The 20,448-nt window shown below is 29.8% G+C and carries 16 protein-coding genes; 2 read left to right on the forward strand and 14 right to left on the reverse strand.

Annotated features, from left to right (window positions below; translation table 11 throughout):
* Positions 1–27: 27 nt before the first annotated feature.
* Genes LPB302_RS02085 through tpx form a run of 3 tightly spaced genes read right to left on the reverse strand, consistent with a single transcriptional unit; the run spans position 28 to position 3,390 of the window.
* Positions 28–2,469, reverse strand: a complete 2,442-nt coding sequence (locus LPB302_RS02085) for a DNA translocase FtsK (RefSeq protein WP_053974692.1) — start codon at positions 2,467–2,469, stop codon at positions 28–30.
* Positions 2,470–2,510: 41 nt separating this feature from the next.
* A complete protein-coding gene (locus LPB302_RS02090; protein WP_053974693.1) occupies positions 2,511–2,891 on the reverse strand; it encodes a diacylglycerol kinase family protein in 381 nt (126 codons plus the stop codon).
* A 1-nt stretch (position 2,892) separates the two neighbouring features.
* On the reverse strand, positions 2,893–3,390 hold the full coding sequence (gene tpx, locus LPB302_RS02095; protein ID WP_053974694.1) for a thiol peroxidase: 498 nt from the start codon (positions 3,388–3,390) through the stop codon (positions 2,893–2,895).
* Between the two features lie 127 nt (positions 3,391–3,517).
* Here tpx and LPB302_RS02100 point away from each other — a divergent pair, with 127 nt between their 5' ends.
* Positions 3,518–4,906: an MATE family efflux transporter gene (locus LPB302_RS02100; protein ID WP_053974695.1), complete on the forward strand. Its 1,389-nt coding sequence runs from the start codon at positions 3,518–3,520 to the stop codon at positions 4,904–4,906.
* On the opposite strand, the gene ttcA is transcribed toward LPB302_RS02100, so the two are convergent.
* From ttcA to LPB302_RS02145, 9 genes are all read right to left on the reverse strand, one after another.
* A complete protein-coding gene (gene ttcA, locus LPB302_RS02105) occupies positions 4,895–5,692 on the reverse strand; it encodes a tRNA 2-thiocytidine(32) synthetase TtcA (protein ID WP_053974696.1) in 798 nt (265 codons plus the stop codon). The genes LPB302_RS02100 and ttcA overlap by 12 nt on opposite strands.
* Positions 5,693–5,738: 46 nt before the next feature.
* Complete coding sequence (locus LPB302_RS02110) at positions 5,739–6,917, reverse strand: aspartate aminotransferase family protein (protein WP_231658731.1); 1,179 nt, start codon at positions 6,915–6,917, stop codon at positions 5,739–5,741.
* A gap of 1 nt (position 6,918) precedes the next feature.
* Positions 6,919–8,556 carry an OstA-like protein gene (locus tag LPB302_RS02115; RefSeq protein ID WP_231658732.1) on the reverse strand — a complete coding sequence of 546 codons (1,638 nt, stop codon included), beginning with the start codon at positions 8,554–8,556 and terminating at the stop codon, positions 6,919–6,921.
* 63 nt (positions 8,557–8,619) lie between these two features.
* Entirely contained in the window at positions 8,620–9,891 is a 1,272-nt protein-coding gene (locus LPB302_RS02120; protein WP_053974698.1) for an adenylosuccinate synthase, read from the reverse strand.
* Positions 9,892–9,926: 35 nt separating this feature from the next.
* On the reverse strand, positions 9,927–10,388 hold the full coding sequence (locus tag LPB302_RS02125) for a Fur family transcriptional regulator (RefSeq protein WP_053974699.1): 462 nt from the start codon (positions 10,386–10,388) through the stop codon (positions 9,927–9,929).
* Positions 10,389–10,460: 72 nt separating this feature from the next.
* Positions 10,461–12,683: a RelA/SpoT family protein gene (locus tag LPB302_RS02130; RefSeq protein ID WP_053974700.1), complete on the reverse strand. Its 2,223-nt coding sequence runs from the start codon at positions 12,681–12,683 to the stop codon at positions 10,461–10,463.
* A gap of 63 nt (positions 12,684–12,746) precedes the next feature.
* Positions 12,747–13,979: a M48 family metallopeptidase gene (locus LPB302_RS02135; protein ID WP_053974701.1), complete on the reverse strand. Its 1,233-nt coding sequence runs from the start codon at positions 13,977–13,979 to the stop codon at positions 12,747–12,749.
* Positions 13,979–14,725 (reverse strand): polyphosphate--glucose phosphotransferase, encoded by a 747-nt coding sequence (gene ppgK / locus LPB302_RS02140; protein WP_053975349.1) that lies wholly within the window; start codon positions 14,723–14,725, stop codon positions 13,979–13,981. The genes LPB302_RS02135 and ppgK overlap by 1 nt, the downstream gene beginning before the upstream one ends.
* Before the next feature lie 7 nt (positions 14,726–14,732).
* Positions 14,733–15,527 carry a TrmH family RNA methyltransferase gene (locus LPB302_RS02145; RefSeq protein ID WP_053974702.1) on the reverse strand — a complete coding sequence of 265 codons (795 nt, stop codon included), beginning with the start codon at positions 15,525–15,527 and terminating at the stop codon, positions 14,733–14,735.
* Between the two features lie 81 nt (positions 15,528–15,608).
* Between LPB302_RS02145 and LPB302_RS02150 the strand changes: the two genes are divergently transcribed.
* Complete coding sequence (locus LPB302_RS02150; protein ID WP_053974703.1) at positions 15,609–16,070, forward strand: hypothetical protein; 462 nt, start codon at positions 15,609–15,611, stop codon at positions 16,068–16,070.
* Between the two features lie 65 nt (positions 16,071–16,135).
* Here LPB302_RS02150 and LPB302_RS02155 read toward each other — a convergent pair whose 3' ends face one another.
* Together LPB302_RS02155 and LPB302_RS02160 are read right to left on the reverse strand one after the other, a co-directional pair.
* Positions 16,136–17,431: an amidohydrolase family protein gene (locus LPB302_RS02155; RefSeq protein WP_053974704.1), complete on the reverse strand. Its 1,296-nt coding sequence runs from the start codon at positions 17,429–17,431 to the stop codon at positions 16,136–16,138.
* A 6-nt stretch (positions 17,432–17,437) separates the two neighbouring features.
* Entirely contained in the window at positions 17,438–20,401 is a 2,964-nt protein-coding gene (locus tag LPB302_RS02160; protein ID WP_053974705.1) for an amidohydrolase family protein, read from the reverse strand.
* Between the last annotated feature and the right edge of the window lie 47 nt (positions 20,402–20,448).

Genomic DNA, 20,448 nt, shown 5'->3' on the forward strand with positions numbered 1-20,448 from the left:
TAATTCTCATTTTGTTTAAGCAAAATGCTATTGTTTTTTTTCGTTTTCTAATAATTGTTCAAGAGCCATAAAATCTGGTACCAAAACTTGTCTTGCTTTACTACCCTCAAAACCACCTACAATTCCTGCTGCTTCTAATTGATCTATTAATCTACCAGCTCTATTGTAACCTAGTTTTAATTTTCTCTGTAATAAAGATGCAGAACCTTGTTGTGCTGTAATAATAATTTCTGCTGCTTCTTTAAACAATTTATCTCTATCTGCTATATCAACATCAATACTTGTGCCACTTTCATCATCTACATATTCAGGTAATAAATGCGCTTCTGCATATGCTTTTTGTGATCCAATAAAATCTGTAATTTTTTCTACTTCTGGAGTGTCTACAAATGCACATTGTATTCTTGTAATAGAATTTCCATTGGTATATAATAAATCTCCACGTCCAATTAATTGGTCTGCACCACCAGCATCTAAAATAGTTCTTGAATCTATTTTAGAGGTTACTCTAAAAGCTATTCTTGCAGGAAAATTTGCTTTGATTATACCTGTAATTACATTTACAGAAGGTCTTTGAGTGGCTACAATTAAATGTATACCAATAGCTCTAGCTAATTGAGCTAATCTTGCAATAGGCGTTTCTACTTCTTTACCTGCAGTCATAATTAAATCTGCAAATTCATCAATTACTAAAACTATATAAGGTAAGAATTGATGACCATCATTAGGATTTAATTTTCGTTTCTTAAACTTCTGATTGTATTCTTTAATATTTCTAACCATTGCCGATTTTAATAAATCGTAACGATTATCCATCTCAATACACAATGAATTTAAAGTATGTACAACTTTAGTAGTATCAGTAATAATGGCTTCTTCAGAGTCTGGTAACTTGGCTAAATAATGACGCTCTATTTTATTAAATAAAGTAAGTTCAACTTTTTTAGGATCTACCAATACAAATTTTACTTCTGCTGGATGCTTTTTATATAAAAGAGAAGTTAAAACCGCATTTAAACCTACAGATTTACCTTGACCTGTAGCACCTGCCATTAATAAGTGTGGCATTTTAGCCAAATCAACTACAAAGGTTTCATTAGAAATGGTTTTACCTAAACCAATTGGTAATTCCATTTGTGATTCTTGAAACTTCTTAGAAGAAATTGCAGAATGCATAGATACTATTGTAGATTTTTTATTTGGAACTTCTATACCAATTGTACCTTTTCCTGGAATAGGAGCAATAATACGTATTCCTAAAGCTGATAAGGATAAAGCAATATCATCTTCTAAGTTCTTTATTTTAGAGATACGAATTCCTGCTTCAGGAACAATTTCATATAACGTAATTGTTGGCCCAACTGTAGCTTTAATTTCTGCAATACCTATTTTATAGTTTTTAAGCGTTTCTACAATCCTATTTTTGTTAGCTTCTAATTCTTCAGGATCAATAGAAATACTTTCATTGTATTGCTTTAATAAATTAAAGGTTGGAAAACGAAAATTAGATAATTCTAGAGTAGGATCAAATTCACCAAAATCTTTTAAAATTTTATCAGATAAATTTTCTGTAGAATGTTCTTCTTCTTCAGAGATTTCAACATTTATGTCTAAATCGTTTTTATCTTCAACTGTTTCTTCAACAAGTACTGGTTCTATCTTTGGTTCTTCCTCAATTTTTAAGGTGATTGTCTCTTTTTTATTTACATCAGAATGTTTACTAATGGTAGGCTGTAAATTCTCTAAAGAAAGCTCAAACTCAGATTTCTTTTCTTCTTTATTTTCTAAAGGTATTTCTTTAACCTTTTCTACTTCTTCAGCAGAGGAAATTTCTATGGCTTCCTTTTCTGCATTTTCTTGTCTTTCAGCTCTTTGTGCTTTCCAGTTTTCTAAGTAGGTATCAATAGTAACTTTATAGCGTATAATGATATATGTAAAAAATAAGAAGACCAAAACTATAGCTAAACCTGTTTTACCTAGAAATGTTTGTAGATAATTATTAATCTCAAAACCTACAATACCTGAAAGTAAGGCATATTTCTGATGCAGAAAACCTAGGGTAATAGATAACCAAACCATTGACAATAGACCCCAATTCCAAGAAATAATAATCTTAGCAAATTTTCTTTTAATTAAAATGTAAAAGCCTGTGATAAATATTTGATAAACAATAAAGAAAGCAGCTAAACCAAAACCTTTATAAATAAAAAAGTGACTTAAATTAGCGCCAATCTTACCTAATAAATTATTGCTTTTTACAGTTTTATCTGTTAAATGGTTTAAAGTACTTTGATCTGCTTGCCAATTAAAAAAGAATGAAATGAAGGCAATACATAAAAAGACCGAAAACAAGATTAGAAACAAACCTAATATATTTTGAGTTTGTCTTGTTTTTAAAAAAGCAAAAACTGGTGTTTTTTCTTCTTTAGATTTCGATGTTTTTGTTTTGGTTTGTTTTGATCTGGCCATTAAAAATTAAGAATTTTTAAAGGGTAAATATACATATTTGCTTAAAATAACAGTGCTATTTTAGGCACATAAATAATAGATGCAATAATTAAAGATATTAAAGCTGCAAATGTTGGAGCACCTGCAGCAATATCTTTTATTTTACCTATTTTTTCATGAAATTCTGGATGAATAAAGTCAGCAATCTCTTCTACAGCTGAGTTTGCAGCTTCTGCTACCAAAACTAAACCTATTGCTAAAAATTGAATTCCCCATTCTAAAGGAGATATATTAAAAACAAAACCAAGAATTGTAGCTATAAATGCTATAAATAATTGTGCTTTAATACTATCTTCAGATGTAACTAAAATCCAAAGACCTTTAAAAGCAAATTTTAGGCTTCTAATTCTACCTCTTAAAAAACCATCTTTTGGGTTTTTCATATTATAAAGCCTCTAAAGCAGTTGTATAATTAGGTTCTGAACCAATTTCAGAAACTTGCTCTGTATACGCTATTTTACCTTCTGTATCAATAATTACAATAGCTCTTGAGTGTAAGTTTTTAAATGCACTATCAGATATGGTAACTTGATAATCTTTACCAAAAGAACCATCTTCAAAATCAGAAAGCATTTCTACATTCTCTATACCTTCAGCTCCACAAAAACGAGCTTGTGCAAAAGGTAAATCTCTAGAAATACAAAGCACAACAGTATTTTCTAATTCTGAGGCTTTTTTGTTAAATTCTCTTACAGATTGTGCACAAACGCCTGTATCTACACTAGGAAATATGTTTAGAATAATGTTTTTACCAGCATAATCTGCCAAAGATTTTTCTTTTAGCTCAACTGTTTTTAATTTAAAATCCAATGCTTTCTCACCAACCTTTGGTAAATTTCCTATTGTATTTATAGGATTTCCTCCTAATGTTATTCCTGCCATTTTTGTAAATTTAGTTTATTCAAAAGTAATTAATTTTATTGATACTATTATTTTAAAACTGTGAAGTTCTCCTTAAAAAAATGCATTTCTAATATGTATCTTCGCGAACTAAAATAGAAGTCCTTTAGTGAATTTAGCTCAATATACATCAGAATTTAAATATAATTGGAAGCTTGCAGCACCTGTAATGTTAGGAATGCTGGGTCATACATTTGTAGCTTTTATAGATAATATTATGGTTGGGCAGTTAGGAACTGCAGAATTGGCTGCTGTGTCTTTAGGAAATAGCTTTATGTTTATTGCTATGTCTATTGGTATAGGTTTTTCTACAGCAATAACTCCTTTAATTGCAGAAGCTGATTCATCTAACAACTTACAGCAAGCTAGATCTACTTTTAAAAATGGATTATTCTTATGTACTGTTTTAGGAATATTACTTTTTTTAATGGTGTTTTTTGCCAAACCACTAATGTATTTAATGCAACAACCAGAAGAAGTAGTTGCACTAGCAATACCTTATTTAGATTTGGTTGCATTCTCTTTAATTCCATTGATTGTTTTCCAAGCAATAAAACAGTTTAGTGATGGAATGTCTATGACTAAATACCCAATGTACGCTACTTTAATTGCAAATATTGTAAATGTAGTTTTAAACTATTTATTCATTTTTGGGAAGTTTGGCTTTCCAGAATTAGGTATTGTTGGTGCAGCTTATGGAACATTAGCCTCAAGAATTATTATGGTTATTTATTTGTGGCTCTTATTAAGCTATAAGAAAAGATCAAAACGAATTATGAGTAATCTAAAATTCTTTGTTTTAGATATTCTAATGATTAAGAAAATAATAAATTTGGGTTCTTTAAGTGCAATGCAAATGTTTTTTGAAGTAGCCATATTTACTGCAGCTATTTGGCTTAGTGGTCTTTTAGGTAAAAATCCACAAGCAGCAAACCAAATTGCATTGAATTTATCATCTATGACATTTATGGTAGCTATGGGTTTAAGTGTTGCGTCTATGATAAGAGTAGGTAATCAAAAAGGATTGCAAAATTTTAAAGAGTTAAGAAGAATAGCATTCTCAATCTTTTTACTAGGGATGATTTTTGCAACCATCTTTGCAATTCTATTTTTTATCTTTCATAAAGTTATGCCAACCATTTATGTAGATTTGGGTGATGAGCTTAACTATGCAGACAATATGGAAGTTATTTCTATAGCATCTAAGCTTTTAATTGCAGCAGCATTTTTTCAAATTTCAGACAGTATACAAGTAGTTGTTTTAGGCGCTTTACGTGGTTTACAAGATGTAAAAATACCAACAATACTAACTTTTATTTCTTATTGGTGTGTTGGTTTTCCTGTTTCTTACTATTTAGGATCTGAAGAAATGTATGGTAGTTTTGGTATTTGGTTAGGTTTGTTAGCAGGCTTAACTACAGCTTCAATTTTACTATTTATCAGATTTAATAGGTTAACTTTAAGGTTGATAGCTACTAAGGTTGAATTAGCTAATTAGAGTAGTCTCATTTTGTTTGTTCTCCAAACTATTAAAATCATACAGTTCTGTATCTAATAAATGAGAAGGAGAAACATTTTGTAGAGCATTCATCATAATTGCATTTCTATTAGGGAATTCTTGCTCCCAATTAGAAATCATTTCTTTTACCTTTTTACGTTGTAAGTTTTCTTGAGAACCACATAAATTACATGGTATAATTGGATAATTTCTATAATTAGAAAACATTTCTATATCAGTTTCACTACAAAAAGCTAGTGGTCTTAAAATTACTAAATCTCCAGCATCATTTTTAAATTTAGGAGGCATTGTTTCTAACTTTCCAGAAAAGAAAAAGTTAAGAAAGAACGTTTCTAAAATATCGTTTTTATGATGACCTAAAGCTAACTTATTGCATCCTAAATCTTTTGCTGCTTCGTATAAAGTTCCTCTACGTAATCGAGAACAAAGACTGCAAGTGGTTTTGCCTTCAGGAGTTTTATCCATAACTACTTTGTAGGTGTTTTTTTCAATAATTTTATATGCTACTTGAAGTTCACTTAAATAATTAGGCAACACTTCTTCAGGAAAACCTGGTTGTTTCTGATCTAAATTAACAGCAACTAAATCAAAATGAATAGGAGCTACTTTTTGAAAGTACAGCAACATATCTAACATGGTATAGCTGTCTTTTCCACCTGATAAACAAACCATAATTTTATCTCCATCTTCAATCATAGAGTATTGTTTTATTGCCTGAGCTACAGATTTCTGAAGTTTTTTGGTGTTTTGTTGCTGTTGATTCATTTTGCAAAAATAAAAGAATCAGAAAGATTTAAAAGCTACTTTTTATTTAAATGCATTCTTCTATAGAATCAACTATAATTTGGCAACCTTTTATTAATTCTTTTTCTGAAATAGTTAAAGGTGGAGTAATTCTCATTGCTCTACCTTCAAATAATAAGAAAAATAGAATAAGACCTTTATCTAAACATTTCATAATTATTTTTGCTGCTAATTCTGGAGTATCAACAATTGCAGCTAACATTAAACCTTTGCCTCTTATCTCTAAAATAGCTGAATGTTTTAGTTGTTCTCTAATAATTTTCTCTCTGTGTAAACTTTCTGAAACTAAATTATTTTCTAAAATAACATCTATAGTAGCATTAGCAGCTGCAGCAATTACTGGATGACCAGCAAATGTAGATATATGTCCTAGTTTAGGGTTGTCTTTCAGCAAACTCATTCTCTCTTGAGATGCAATAAAAGCACCAATAGGCATTCCACCTCCTAAACCTTTTCCTGTAATAATAATATCAGGAGTAACATTATAATTTTCAAATCCCCAGAATTTACCTGTTCTACCAATTCCTGTTTGAATTTCATCCAAAATTAAAAGTGCTCCAACTTCATCACATTTAGCTTTTACATTTGCCAAATAATTAGAGTAAGGTTCTATAAAACCAGCACCTCCTTGAATAGTTTCTAAAATAACAGCTGCAGTTTTATTTGTGATTTGTTTTAAACAAAAATTACAATTGAAAGCGATAAATTTTATACCAGGTATTAATGGTCGAAAAGCCGCATTTTGTTTTTCAACTCCAGAAACACTCATAGATCCTTGTGTGTTTCCATGATAAGAGTTTTTAGCAGCAATTATTTCTGATCTTCCTGTTACTCTTTTAGCGAGTTTTAAAGCGCCTTCTGTAGCTTCTGTTCCAGAATTGGTAATATATACAGATTGTAATGATTCAGGTAGAGTAGAGGCTAATTTTTTGCATAATGACACTTGTGGCTGTTGAATAAATTCTCCATAAACCATAACATGTGTGTATGCATCTAACTGATCTTTAATTGCATCATTAACTTTAGGGTGATTATGACCCAAACTATTTGCAGAAACTCCTGCAACAAAATCTAAATGAGCTTTGTTATTGGTATCATAAATGTAAGAACCATTTGCATGAGAAATTTCTATTGCTAATGGGTGAGGAGATGTCTGTGCTTGATATTTGTAAAAATCTGATTTCAAATTATTGGCCAATAATAGATATTGCAGTTTTCTTTTTTCCCTTTTTTTTATCCTTTGTTTTTTCATCAATGAATAAAGAGGGTTTTTCTAAAGCTTTCTTTTTTAAAGGTGCTTTATTTTCATTTCCATCTTTAATGAAGATATCATTTTTGCTTTTAGGCTGTTCATCTTCTCTCCAAATAAATCCCTTAATTTTTCTTCCTTCTAAATCTAATTCAGAAGGAGGGTAGGTTTTACCATCAGAACTTTTAAGGTATTTAATAGATTGAATTTGTCCTTTGTCTAAAGTAAATTCAATATTGCTTGAAACTTCTTTAGTAATTGTTTCTAAAACTTGGGTTTCTGCATTTCTATTAAAGTAAATAGACTCTGCATTACCTTTAACCAAAAGAAATTTTAGTTTATTAGCATCGAATTTACCAAACATATTTCTACCTTTTATTTGGTTGTAATCTTCTTTAGCCAAGGAATCTTTAGATACTATAAAAGCATTATTAAATACTTTTAAAGAATCTAATTTTTCTGTTTCTACATTTGATTGTAAGTAAATACTATCTCCTGTAATTTGGTTTTGATCAGACCAAATTACAGGACTTCTATACATTTTTGTATAACCAGTTTCTTGGTTGGTATATATAGAGTCACATTTTCCCTGTAAATCAGATTTGTAAATTTTTACATTATGATAAGTTCTAATTACACGTTTTTTTGGTTTTCCTGTAACTAATAATGTGTCTCCATGTATAAACATAGAATCTTTATCTATAATAGATATAGCTACAGCTCTTTTTATAATAAAAAGAGAATCTTTTTTTTCAAATAACTCAGCATAATTTCCTTTCGAAATAAAATTTTGAACAGTATCAATTACTTTTATGTTGTTTGTGGCAGATGCAAACCCTTTGTTTTTATCATAATACAAGCTGTCACCTTCTACAGTTCTTTCCTTTAAAAAGAGTTTTGCATTTTTTGTAAAATAGGAAATATCTGTTTTTGTATTGTAAAAACCTCTTTCTGAATATAACCTATTTTCGTTTTGTGTATTTGTTATGGTTGATGGTCCATACAAATAGGCTAAGCCAGAATTGGTGTAATAATCTAAATGATTTGAAGCTAAATTGTGCTCAGGATTTACAACTGTAACTCTTGTAGTAGCTGTAAATTTTTTGTTTTCTAAATAATAGTTACCGTTTTTACTTTTAAGTGTATTTGTAACGTCTCTAATAGTTGCATAATCTTGGTAATACAATTTTTGATTGATTCTATCAAACTGTAATGTGTCTGTGGTAAGTGTCATTGTAGGATCTTTCAAAACTACATTACCCCAAGAAAGTGCTTGCTTTGCATTAGCATCATAATCTGCATAATCGCTAGTTTGAGTAATGGTATCTCCTTGTTTTATAAGTACATTACCAATAGCTTTAAAAAAGTTTTCTTTTTTGTAGAATAAAGCCTGCTGACAAGTTAGATTTATGCCATCATGTTTTATGCGAACATTTCCAAGTAGGATAGTAGCTCCAGGTGTTTTTTCTTCATCTGCATATTGAATTTCTGCGTTTTCTATAATAATCTTTTTTTTCTCTTGAGAAAAAGTGATGATAGAAGAAAGACAAAGGCATAAAAAAAGTATTCTTTTCAAAAGATTTGTTTTGCGACAAAAATAATGAAAAGAATACCTCAAGTTCTTAATTTTAAGATAAAACTATCTTGTAATTGTTTGTTTTCTATCTGGACCTACAGAAACAATTTTTACAGGAACTCCAGTTTCTTTCTCTATGAAAGCTACATAATCTAATAAATTTTGAGGTAGTTGATCTTCTGATGTCATTTTTGTTAAATCATCGGCCCAACCTTTAAATTCAGAATAGTTTACAGAAACATTTTCTGGCTCTATATTGTAAGGTAAATGTGTAATTTCTTCACCTTTATAATTGTAAGATGTACATACTTTTAAGGTGTCAAAACCTGAAAGAACATCACCTTTCATCATCATTAATTGAGTAACTCCATTTACATCCACTGCATATTTTAAAGCTACTAAATCTAACCAACCACATCTTCTTGGTCTACCTGTTGTTGCACCAAACTCATGCCCAACTCTTGCCATTGTTGCTCCATCTTCATCAAATAATTCAGTTGGAAAAGGACCAGAACCAACTCTTGTTGTGTATGCTTTAAAAATTCCGAAAACATCTCCAATTCTATTTGGAGCAACACCTAAACCTGTACATGCACCTGCAGCAGTTGTATTAGATGATGTTACAAATGGATATGTACCAAAGTCAATATCTAGTAAAGAACCTTGTGCACCTTCAGCTAAGATGGTTTTTTTATCTTTTATAGCTTGATTTAAAAACTCTTCACTATCAATGAATTGAAGTGTTCTTAACTTGTCTATTCCTTTACAAAATTCAGCTTCTAATTCATCTAAATTATAATCTATTTGAACATCAAAGAATTCAAGCATTTTAATGTGCTTTTCTGTTAAAGCATCATATTTATCTTTCCAGTTGTCTAATTCTAAATCTCCAACTCTCATTCCATTTCTACCAGTTTTGTCCATGTAAGTTGGTCCAATACCTTTTAAAGTAGAACCAATTTTGGCTTTACCTTTAGAAGTTTCTGAAGCTGCATCTAACAATCTGTGAGTTGGTAAAATTAAATGTGCTTTTCTAGAAATTAAAAGTTTAGAAGTATAAACTATATTGTGTTTGTCTAAATTTTCTAATTCTTTTTTAAAGATAACTGGGTCTATTACAACTCCATTACCAACAACATTTAAAGCTGTTTTATGAAAAATACCAGAAGGTATTGTATGTAAAACGTGTTTAAATCCATCAAAAATTAAAGTATGTCCAGCATTTGGCCCACCTTGAAAACGTGCAATAATGTCGTAGTTTTGGGTTAATACATCAACAATTTTCCCTTTTCCTTCATCACCCCATTGTAATCCTAATAATAAATCTACTGCCATTTTGTAATTGTAATTGTTAAATCTTTAAATTTAATTTATGATAAGTTGTTTGTGTCTTTCTTTTTTGTACCGTAAAAATATAAGGAATGATTGTGGATATCAATTTCAAATATATCTTCTATGGTTTTTTTGATAATCTGTATTCGTGGATCGCAAAATTCTTTTACATCTCCAGAATCTGTAAAAATTACATGATCGTGATTTTTATCAAAATAACTCTTTTCATAACGTGCCATGGTTTGCCCATCAAATTGATGTTTACGCACTAAACCACAGTCTAAAAGTAAATCTATTGTATTATAAAGTGTAGCTCTACTTACTCTGTAGTTCTTATTTTTCATTTTGATGTAGAGTGATTCTATATCAAAATGCTCATCTGCATCGTAAATTTCTTGTAAGATTGCATAACGTTCAGGAGTTTTTCTGTGTTTATGCTCTTGTAGGTATGAGGTAAAAACTTTTTTAACTACTTCTTGATTTTCAAGAGAATTATTCATGGATTTAATTTTTACGAAAAAACAAATTTACAGTTATTTCTGAATAAAAATATACTTTTATAGAAATGATATTTACATTCTATTAACACGTTCTACTTTTTTTACACCTTCAACCTTTTGAATTCGATTCATTAATTTTTTTAATTGTGCACTATTCTTTACACTAAGTGATATTTTACCATCAAAAACACCTTCATCTCCAGAAATATTTATACTGTGAATAAATACACCCATATTACTTGAAATAATTTTGGTTACTTCATTTACAATACCTGAAGAGTCTACACCATTAATATGTAAAACCACTTTAAAATCTTGTTTAGTAGAATCTATCCATTTAGCTTGCATAATTCTGTATGCATAATTGGATTGTAAAGAAATTGCATTTGGACAATTCTTTTTATGTACTTTTATACCATCATTAATGGTTAAAAAACCAAATACTTGATCTCCAGGAATTGGGTTACAACATTTAGACAAAGTATAATCTAATTTTTCTTCTTCTTTACCAAATACTAAAGCATCATATTTATGTGTAATTTCTTCTGCACCTTCTGTATTTTCAGTAGGAGAAGCGTTTCTTCTTAATTTGGTTTTAAAGAAATTTAAAATGGTACTATTTCTTTGTGATACAAAAGCTTTTAATTGTGTATTATCTATGGCTCCATTACCAATTCTATAATATAAATCAAAACTTGTTCTTAACTTAAAATAATTTACAAGTTCATTTATAGTTTTCTCATTAAAAGAAATTTTTAGGTGTCTTAATTTACGTTTTAAGATTGCTTTACCTTCTTCAGCAATTAGTTTTTCTTCCTCTTTTAATGCAGCTCTAATTTTAGTTTTTGCTCTAGCTGTAATAACAAAATCTAACCATCTAGCATTTGGTTTATTGGTAGAACTGGTAATTACCTCGATTTGATCTCCACTTCTTAGGGTATAACTTAATGGAACTAATTTACCATTTACTTTTGCACCTCTACATTTTAAACCTACATCTGTATGTATAGAAAACGCAAAATCCAAAGCTGATGCATCTTTTGGTAAAGACTTTAAATCTCCTTTAGGTGTAAATACGTAAATCTCTTTAGCATAAAGGTTTAACTTAAAATCTTCTACAAAGTCTACTGCATTTAAATTCTGGTTTTCTAAGGTTTCTTTTAATCTATTTAGCCAGCCATCTAAACCACTTTCGCTTTCATCACCTTGTTTGTATTTAAAGTGGGCTGCATATCCTTTTTCTGCAATTTCATTCATTCTTTCAGAACGAATTTGAACCTCTACCCATTGAGCATCTGGTCCTATAACTGTAATATGCAACGCTTCATATCCTGTAGATTTTGGCTGTGAAATCCAATCTCGTAAACGTGCAGGATTTGGTCTAAAATTATCTGTAACTATGGAATATATTTTCCAAGCATCGTGTTTTTCATCTTTAGAAATTGGTTTAAAAATAATACGAATGGCATACTTATCAAAAACCTCTTCAAAAGTTACATTTTGCTTTTGCATTTTTCTACGAATAGAAAAGATAGATTTAAATCTACCCTTAATTTCGTAGGTAAAATTTTCTTTATCTAAACCACTTTTTAGAGTATTTTCAAAACGCTTTAAGTAATCTAGCTGTTCTTCTTTACTTTCCTTAATTTTAGCAACAATACTATTAAAAACATCTGGTTCTGTGTATTTTAAACCTAAATCTTCTAATTCAGTTTTTATATTGTATAAGCCTAATCTATGGGCTAAAGGAGCATAAATGTATAATGTTTCTGAAGCAATTTTAACCTGCTTGTAACCAGGCATTGCATCCATAGTTTGCATGTTATGTAATCTGTCTGCAATTTTTATGAGAATTACTCTTACATCATCATGAAGTGTAAGTAGCATTTTTCTAAAGTTCTCAGCTTGTATAGATGCATCTTGTTCTTTATTTAAACGAGATATTTTGGTAAGTCCATTTACAATTCTAGCAATGGTTTCACCAAACAATTGCTCCATGTCATCTAAAGTGTAGTCTGTATCTTCTACAACATCATGTAACAGAGCTGCTGCAATAGAGGTGGCACCTAAACCAATTTCCATAGCAACAATTTTTGCTACAGCAATTGGATGAAAAATATAAGGTTCACCAGTTTTTCTTCGTTGTTTAGAATGTGCATCTACAGCAATATCAAAGGCCTTTCTTATTAATTCTTTATCTTCTTTAGATAGAACTTCATAAGTACCTTTTAGTAAATCTTTGTATCGATTTGCAATTTCTTTATTTTCTTCTTCTATGGTTGCTGTATACTCCATAAATATTTTAAAAGATTTAAAATCTAAGTGAATTTAGGAAAACCTAGGTTAACGAGCAAACATTTAAGATTCTAAATTTTTAACTCTTTCTAATAAAGTAGGATGTGAATAATGCATAAAAACATAAGCAGGATGTGGAGTTAAATTACTTAAACTATTTTTAGATAATTTTTTTAATGAAGTAATTAATGGCTTTGCTTTAAAAGTGTTTTTTGCATAATCATCTGCTTGATATTCAAATTTACGAGACATGAAATTCATGAATAAGCTTGTGATTTCAGAAATAGGTGAATATAAAATTCCGAATGCAATTAGACCAATATGAAAACTAGGTATTTTAACACCTAATGATTCTGAAAGGATTGGAGAATTTACAAACAGAGATAAAATATATAGTGTTAACCCAGTTAATAAAATAGAAGAAACTAAATTAAATATAATATGTTTCTTTTTATAATGACCTACTTCATGAGCTAAAACAGCCACAATTTCTTCTGTTTCTAAATCATTAATAAGTGTATCAAAAAGTGTAATTCTTTTTTGAGAACCGAAACCTGAAAAATAGGCATTTGCTTTTGTGGAACGTTTAGAGCCATCAATAACAAAAATATTATTTAGGGTAAAACCAACTTTCTTGGCATATTCCTCTATAGCAAACTTTAATTCTCCATCTGCTAAAGGGGTTTGTTTATTAAATAAGGGCACAATAAGTTTTGCATAAAACATATTCATAAATAGTGAAAAAACAGCAACTAAAGCCCAGGCATATATCCAAAAACTAGGTCCTGTAAATTCGTAAAACCATATTATGAGAGATAAGATTACACCACCTAGTACTATAGACATTACCCAGCCTTTCAATTTGTCTAACCAAAACGTTTTTTTTGTTGATTTATTAAAACCGAATTTTTCTTCTATTACAAAAGTCTTATAATATTCGAAAGGTGTAGTTAATATATCTGAACCAATTAAAATAACACCAAAGAAAATTAGAGCTACTAAAATTGGATGATTTGTAAAACTTCTTGCAAAGTGATCTACATATTTAAAACCATCTAAAAAGAAAAAGCTTATTGTTAAAACTATTGAAAATGTTGATGTTATATTAGAAAACTGCGCATTTGTTTTTTTGTATTCCTGTGATTTTTGGTATTCTTCTTCATCGTAAACATCAGCTAATTTTTCTGGTATTTTATCATCAAAATGCTTCGTATTTAAAATATCCAATAGTTTATCAATTAGAAAACTGATAATAATTATAGCAATTAGTATATAGAATAGAGTAGTGGGTTGCATTAATCTTTAAGTCTTTTATTGGCATACATTGCTGCACCTATAATACCTGCATTATTTTTAAATTTGGCTACTTTAATTGGTACATCAGTACCTAAATATTGCTTAAAATCATCATATTTTTTACTGATTCCTCCTCCTAAAATTATCAAACTTGGAGAAAATACAACTCTGGTATACTCTAATAACTCATCAAAACGAAGTGCCCATTCTTTTAAAGACAATCCTTCTTTTTTTCTGATAGAATCAGCAGCATAAAATTCTATGATTTCTCCATTTGAATGTAAAAGTTTGCCCAATTCTAAATTTGGAATTAATTTTTTATTAAAGAATAAACCAGAGCCAATTCCTGTACCAATTGTTATAACAATGGTTACTCCTTTTTCTTTTTTACCTGCACCTAAATTTACTTCTGCAACACCTGCTAAATCTGCATCATTACTAATATAAAAGGGTAATTTGGTTGCTTTTCTAAAAAGTTTATCAACCTTAACATTTAACCAATCTTTACTTAAGTTTCCTGAATGAATACATTTACCATCTACAATAGTTGTAGGAAAACTACAACCAACAGCTTTGGTCCAATTAAAATGTTCAGTCATTTTTTTAATAACTTCTGCTACAGCTTCTGGAGTGGCTGGTTTAGGAGTAGGAATTCTATGCCTTTCCGTAATTAATTCTCCTGTTTTTGTATTAACAACTGCAGCTTTAATTCCTGAACCACCTACATCTATTCCTAGTATTTTCATAATTATATTATTTAAAGTCTCTTTGTCTTTTTGCTTCAAAAACAACAATTGCAGCTGCCACTGAAACATTCATAGAATCTATTTTACCTTGCATTGGAATGTTTATATTTTGTGTTGCTTCATCTCTCCAAACAGTGGTTAAACCTGTTGCTTCTGTACCTACAGCAATGGCTGTTGGCTGTGTGTAATCTTCTAAATGATATTCATTTGAGTTTTGTAAAGTAGCTGCATATATAGAAATATTATTTTCTTTTAGAAAGGTAATAATTTCTTCTGAGGTACCAACTGCAATTTGATTTGTAAATACACAACCCACACTAGACCTAATAATATTAGAATTGTATAAATCAGATTTTGGATTTGCAATAAATACTGCATCTACATTTGCTGCATCTGCAGTTCTTAGTAAAGCACCAATATTACCAGGTTTTTCTAGACCTTCTGCAATTATTACTAATGGATTATAGTTTTTAAATTTTATTTCATTTAATGAAAAGTTTTTAGATTGTGCTACAGCAATTATTCCTTCTGTCGAGTTTCTATAAGCTAACTTTTCATATACTTCTTTAGAAATTTCAATTAATTCAGTTGTATTTTTAAAAATATCTTCAACTTCAGTTTGGCTGATTAAATGGCTATTAAATAAAACGGTTTCAAATTTATAATTTGCTTTTATTGCTAAAGAAATTTCGCGCAAACCTTCAATTATAAACAAACCTAGCTTTTTTCTTTCTCTAGCTTTTTCTTGAAGTTTTAAAAGACGTTTTATATATGAATTTTGTGAACTGGTAATTTGTTTCATTAGTACAAATATACCTAATTGTGAGTATTGTTTTCAAGCTTTAATTTTCTAATATTTCGTGTATAATTAAAAACACATATTATGAAAAAATTGAAATTAGTTGTAGTATTATTTGTAGGATTTGTAACGTTATTATCTTTTACAGAAATTAAAAAAGAAGAGTCTATTATAAAATTAGACGTGTCAGAAGAAAGTGTTGACCAAAATGGTTGGGGCTCTTGGAAAACAACTGATTGTTTTAGGGGATTAGATTTTAGAGTTAAACGAAAAAAAAATAGTTATTCATCAAAAACAGAATGGCTAGTGCAGTTTAGAAATAGATATAACAATAAAATTTACTTTAATTTTGAAATTGTTCCTTATTCTCAAAGAAGTGCTATTAGAAGATCTCAAAGAACTACAAATAGAACAGATTTAAATGCAAATACTACAGAAAGAAACACACATTACAGATATTTAGAAGAATCGAATACAGTTTATGTTCATGTAAATAAGGTAAGATTTAACAAAGATGGCTCTCAATCATATAGTAATTGTGATTAAACCTATACTTTATAATAAAAAAAAAGGCTCGCAAAATGCGAGCCTTTTTTATATAAATGAGATAATTATTCAGATTTGTATTTATTTGAATAACGTTTCCATAATTCTGTTTGATGCGTTTCTAAGCTAATATCTCTACCTTGAATAAAGGCTTTTGATAAAATATTAGTTCGCATATCTAAAGCATCACCTTCAGAAATAAATAGAGTAGCATCTTTGCCAACTTCTAAAGTACCAACCATATCAGAAATTCCTAATATTTTAGCACTATTTGAAGTAATCATTTTTAAAGCATCTTCTTTATCTAAGCCATGTGCAGAGAATGTACCCGCATAAAAAGGTAAATTTCTAGTATTCATTCTTTCCATTTGACCTTCCATACCAACTGCCACAGTAATACCTTTATCCATTAAAGTTTTAGCAATAGTATAGGTATAGTCATAGGCATCATCTTCTGAATTTGGGTTTCTATGTGGTCTTTCTAATACTACACCAATATCGTTTTTAACTAATAGATCTGTAACACTTTCTGCACCTTCTGCATGCACTAAAGCTATGTTTTTAACTCCAGCACTTTTAGCAATAGTAATGGCATCAGTAATTTCTTTTTGACCATTTACATGAATAAACAATCTTTGAGAACCATCAAATAAACCTTTCATTGCTTCAAAAGGTAAATTAATTGTACTTTTCTGACCTGCTAAATAATTTTTGGCATTTGCAAAATACATTTTTATATCATCAGTATTCTTTCCATATCTAGTATCTGGTTTTAATGCAGGATCTTCACCTAACCACCATCTACCTCTTGTAAAACTACTAGGCCAATTCATATGTATTGCATCATCTACTTTAATTGCTGCATCTTCCCAATTCCAAGCATCTAATTGTACAATAGATGATGTTCCAGAAATTGAGCCACCTCTTGGTGTTATTTGAGCCATTAAAACTCCATTTGGCCTCATAGATTCTACAACTTTACTCTCTGCATTGTAAGCTATTAAACTTCTAATATGAGGGTTGTTAATACCAATTTCATCTACATCTACACTTGCTTTAACAGCATCAATTTCAGCCAAACCTAAAGATGCATTTGCAGCAATGAAACCAGGATAAATGTGTTTTCCTGTGGCATTAATTACAGTTCCCATTCTTGCAATTCTCATCATTGCAGAACCTACAAATGTAATTTTACCTTCATTAAACATTATTAAAGAATTTTCAATTACCTCTCCATTTCCTAAATGTGCAGTAGCACCTTCTATAGAAATAGCTGTACTTTGTTTGTCTGCAGGTGTTTGTTGTGCTACTATATTTCCTATACAGAAAAATACTAGTAAACTATATATTATTTTTTTCATCTGTTCTTAGTTTTTAAGTTCTTCTAAAGTATCACAATGAAAGTTGATATCTCCTCTTTTCATTGGTACTTTGGTTTTACCACCATTCATCTTTTCATTCAACATCATATTGATAAGTTTACTTTTTTCTTCTTTAATAGCCAAACGCTTTTTAGCGTCTTCAACTCTATCAAAAAATACTTTACCATCAATAATTGTTTTTTCTACTTTTGCGTAAATAGACATTGGGTGATTGTTCCAAAGAACAACATCTGCATCTTTACCTTCTTTTATACTACCAACTTTATCATCTATGTGTAATAATTTAGCAGGGTTAATGGTTACCGTTTTCCAAGCATCTAATTCAGACATTCCACCATATTTTACAGTTTTAGCAGCTTCTTGATTTAAACGTCTAGACATTTCTCTATCATCTGAATTAATTGCTACAGTTACACCTGCATTATGCATAATTGCAGCATTGTAAGGTATTGCATCATTTACTTCGTATTTGTAAGCCCACCAATCAGAGAAAGTTGAACCACCTACACCATGTTCAGCCATTTTATCTGCTACTTTATACCCTTCTAAAATATGTGTGAAGGTGTTAATGTTAAAATCAAATTTATCTGCAACTTTCATTAACATATTAATTTCTGATTGAACATAAGAGTGACAGGAAATAAAACGTTCTTTGTTTAAGATCTCTGCTAATGTTTCCATTTCTAGGTCTTTTCTATAAGGCTGTCCACTTTTCTTTAAAGCATCATATTCTTTTGCTCTTGTAAAGTAATCTGTAATCATTTGTTCTACACCCATTCTAGTTTGAGGAAAACGAGTTCCATTACTACTTCTAGATTGTTTTACATTTTCACCTAAGGCAAATTTTATAAATTTAGGAGTATCATCATAAATCATACTTTCCGCATTTTCTCCCCATTTTAATTTGATGATTGCAGATCTACCTCCAATAGGATTTGCAGAACCATGTAAAATCTGAGCAGTAGTTGTACCACCAGAAATATTTCTATAGATATTGATATCTGTTGGATCTACAACATCTTCTATTGTAACTTCAGCAGAAGAATTTTGTGCTCCTTCATTAATTGATGATGCAGCAATATGTGAATGCTCATCTACAATACCTGCAGTTAAATGTTTACCTGTTCCATCAATTTCTAAAGCTCTTCTTGCTTTTAATCCTTTACCAATTTGCGCAATTTTACCATCTTTTAGTAAAACGTCTGTATTTTCTAAAATTCCTGCATCTTCACTTGTCCAAACTGTAACGTTTTTAATTAAGATTGTTTGTTGTTCTGGTTGCACATAATTACCAAAACCAATATTTGGATAACTTACAGGCATAACAGTTAGAGCATTGTTATCTGCACCTTTTTTGTTTTTAGAAGACTTTTTTGAATTGGCTACTTTTTTACTTGCAGACCAAGTTGTTTCATTACCTTCAGTATCAAAAGCAGTTCCTTGCATTACATTAGAACTGTTGATTACTTTACCAATCATTCTTGTATAACCTGAATCTTCGTTTAAAGTGATTGCAATCCAATCATCTTTAAAAGAGAATTTAGATTTAATTTTTTTATCACCTTGTTTAATAGCACCTTTTTGTTTTGCACCAGAACCTGTTACTGATAACTGATAATTTTTATTATTTACAGATAACATATAGTCTCCTGTAATATCTTTAATAGTCATATCAGAAACTATATTTTTAGCTCCTTGAACCCAGTTTTCGTAAATGGTTGTTTTTGCATCAAACACATTACCAGATGTAATTATAAAGTTTGCATGACTACCAGATTTTAAATTTCCAATAGATGAATTACCTAAAATAGAAGCAGGCACTGTAGTTAATGCTGCTAACGCTTTTGTTTCATCAAAACCATATTTAATGGCTTTCTGTAAATTTTTATGAAAAGATTTTACTGATTTTAACTCATGTGTAGTTAGAGCAAAATTTACTTCATTTTTAGAAAGTACACTTAGGTTAGATGGCTCTTGATTCCACTTACGCATATCTCTTAATGATATTTGTTGTGCTAAAAGAGGATTAGAAACATCATATGCATTGCTAAAGTTAATAGGAATAATAAAGTTTGCATTTGTAGCTTTGATGTCGCTAACTCTTTCATACTCATCTCCAGAACCAACTATGGTAAATTGTACTCCAATTTCATCTCCAACTTTATCTGCTCTTAAAGCATCTAAATGATTACCAGTTTCAAAAATTTGAGTTAGATTTTTATTAGCATTTAGAGCTTCTAAAGCCATGTCTTTATTTTTCATGTTGCCTTTAGCATACCAATCTGCATCTAAATATGTTTGACGTAATAAAGCCATTGCACCCATTCTTGAACTTGGGTAAGCTTGTCTTGATTGCACACTTTTACTAAACGAAAAGTATTGACCAGATTTGGTATCTAAAATTCTGTAGGCATCAGAGGCATTAGGATTTAATGCAATTAATAAACCATTACCTCTTATAATACCATCTTGCATGTGTGTGTTTACCACTCCAAAACCTGCATTAATCAAATCTTTAGCCTTTTTGCCATCAAACTTAAAAGCTGAAATAGGATTGGTATCTGGTCTGATATGGTCATTCCAATAATATCCTTCTCTAGATGCATCATATTGAGTTCCTCTAGTTCTGCTAGTAGCTCTTTTTGGTTTGCTAATTCCAAAACTTGAATAGGCATCAATAAATGATGGATATATAGTTTTACCATCTAAATCAGTTGTAATTGTACCTTCTGGTATTTTAACGTTTTTCCCAACAGCATCAACTTTACCATCTTTAATAAGCAGAGTAGCATTTTTTAAAACCTCAGTTGGAGTTACATAAATTGTAGCATTTGTAAAAGCAAATGCTGTGTTTTTGGTTGTTTTTACTCCTGAATCTGTAGGAAAATATTCCTGTGCATATGAACTATGCAATGTAAAGAAGAAGAGTAATAGAATTAGTTTTCTCATGTAGTTTGAATTAATTTGAATAAAGGTTCTAAATTAGAGATTACCTA

This window comes from Polaribacter dokdonensis (assembly GCF_024362345.1).
GTDB classification, from domain to species: domain Bacteria; phylum Bacteroidota; class Bacteroidia; order Flavobacteriales; family Flavobacteriaceae; genus Polaribacter; species Polaribacter dokdonensis.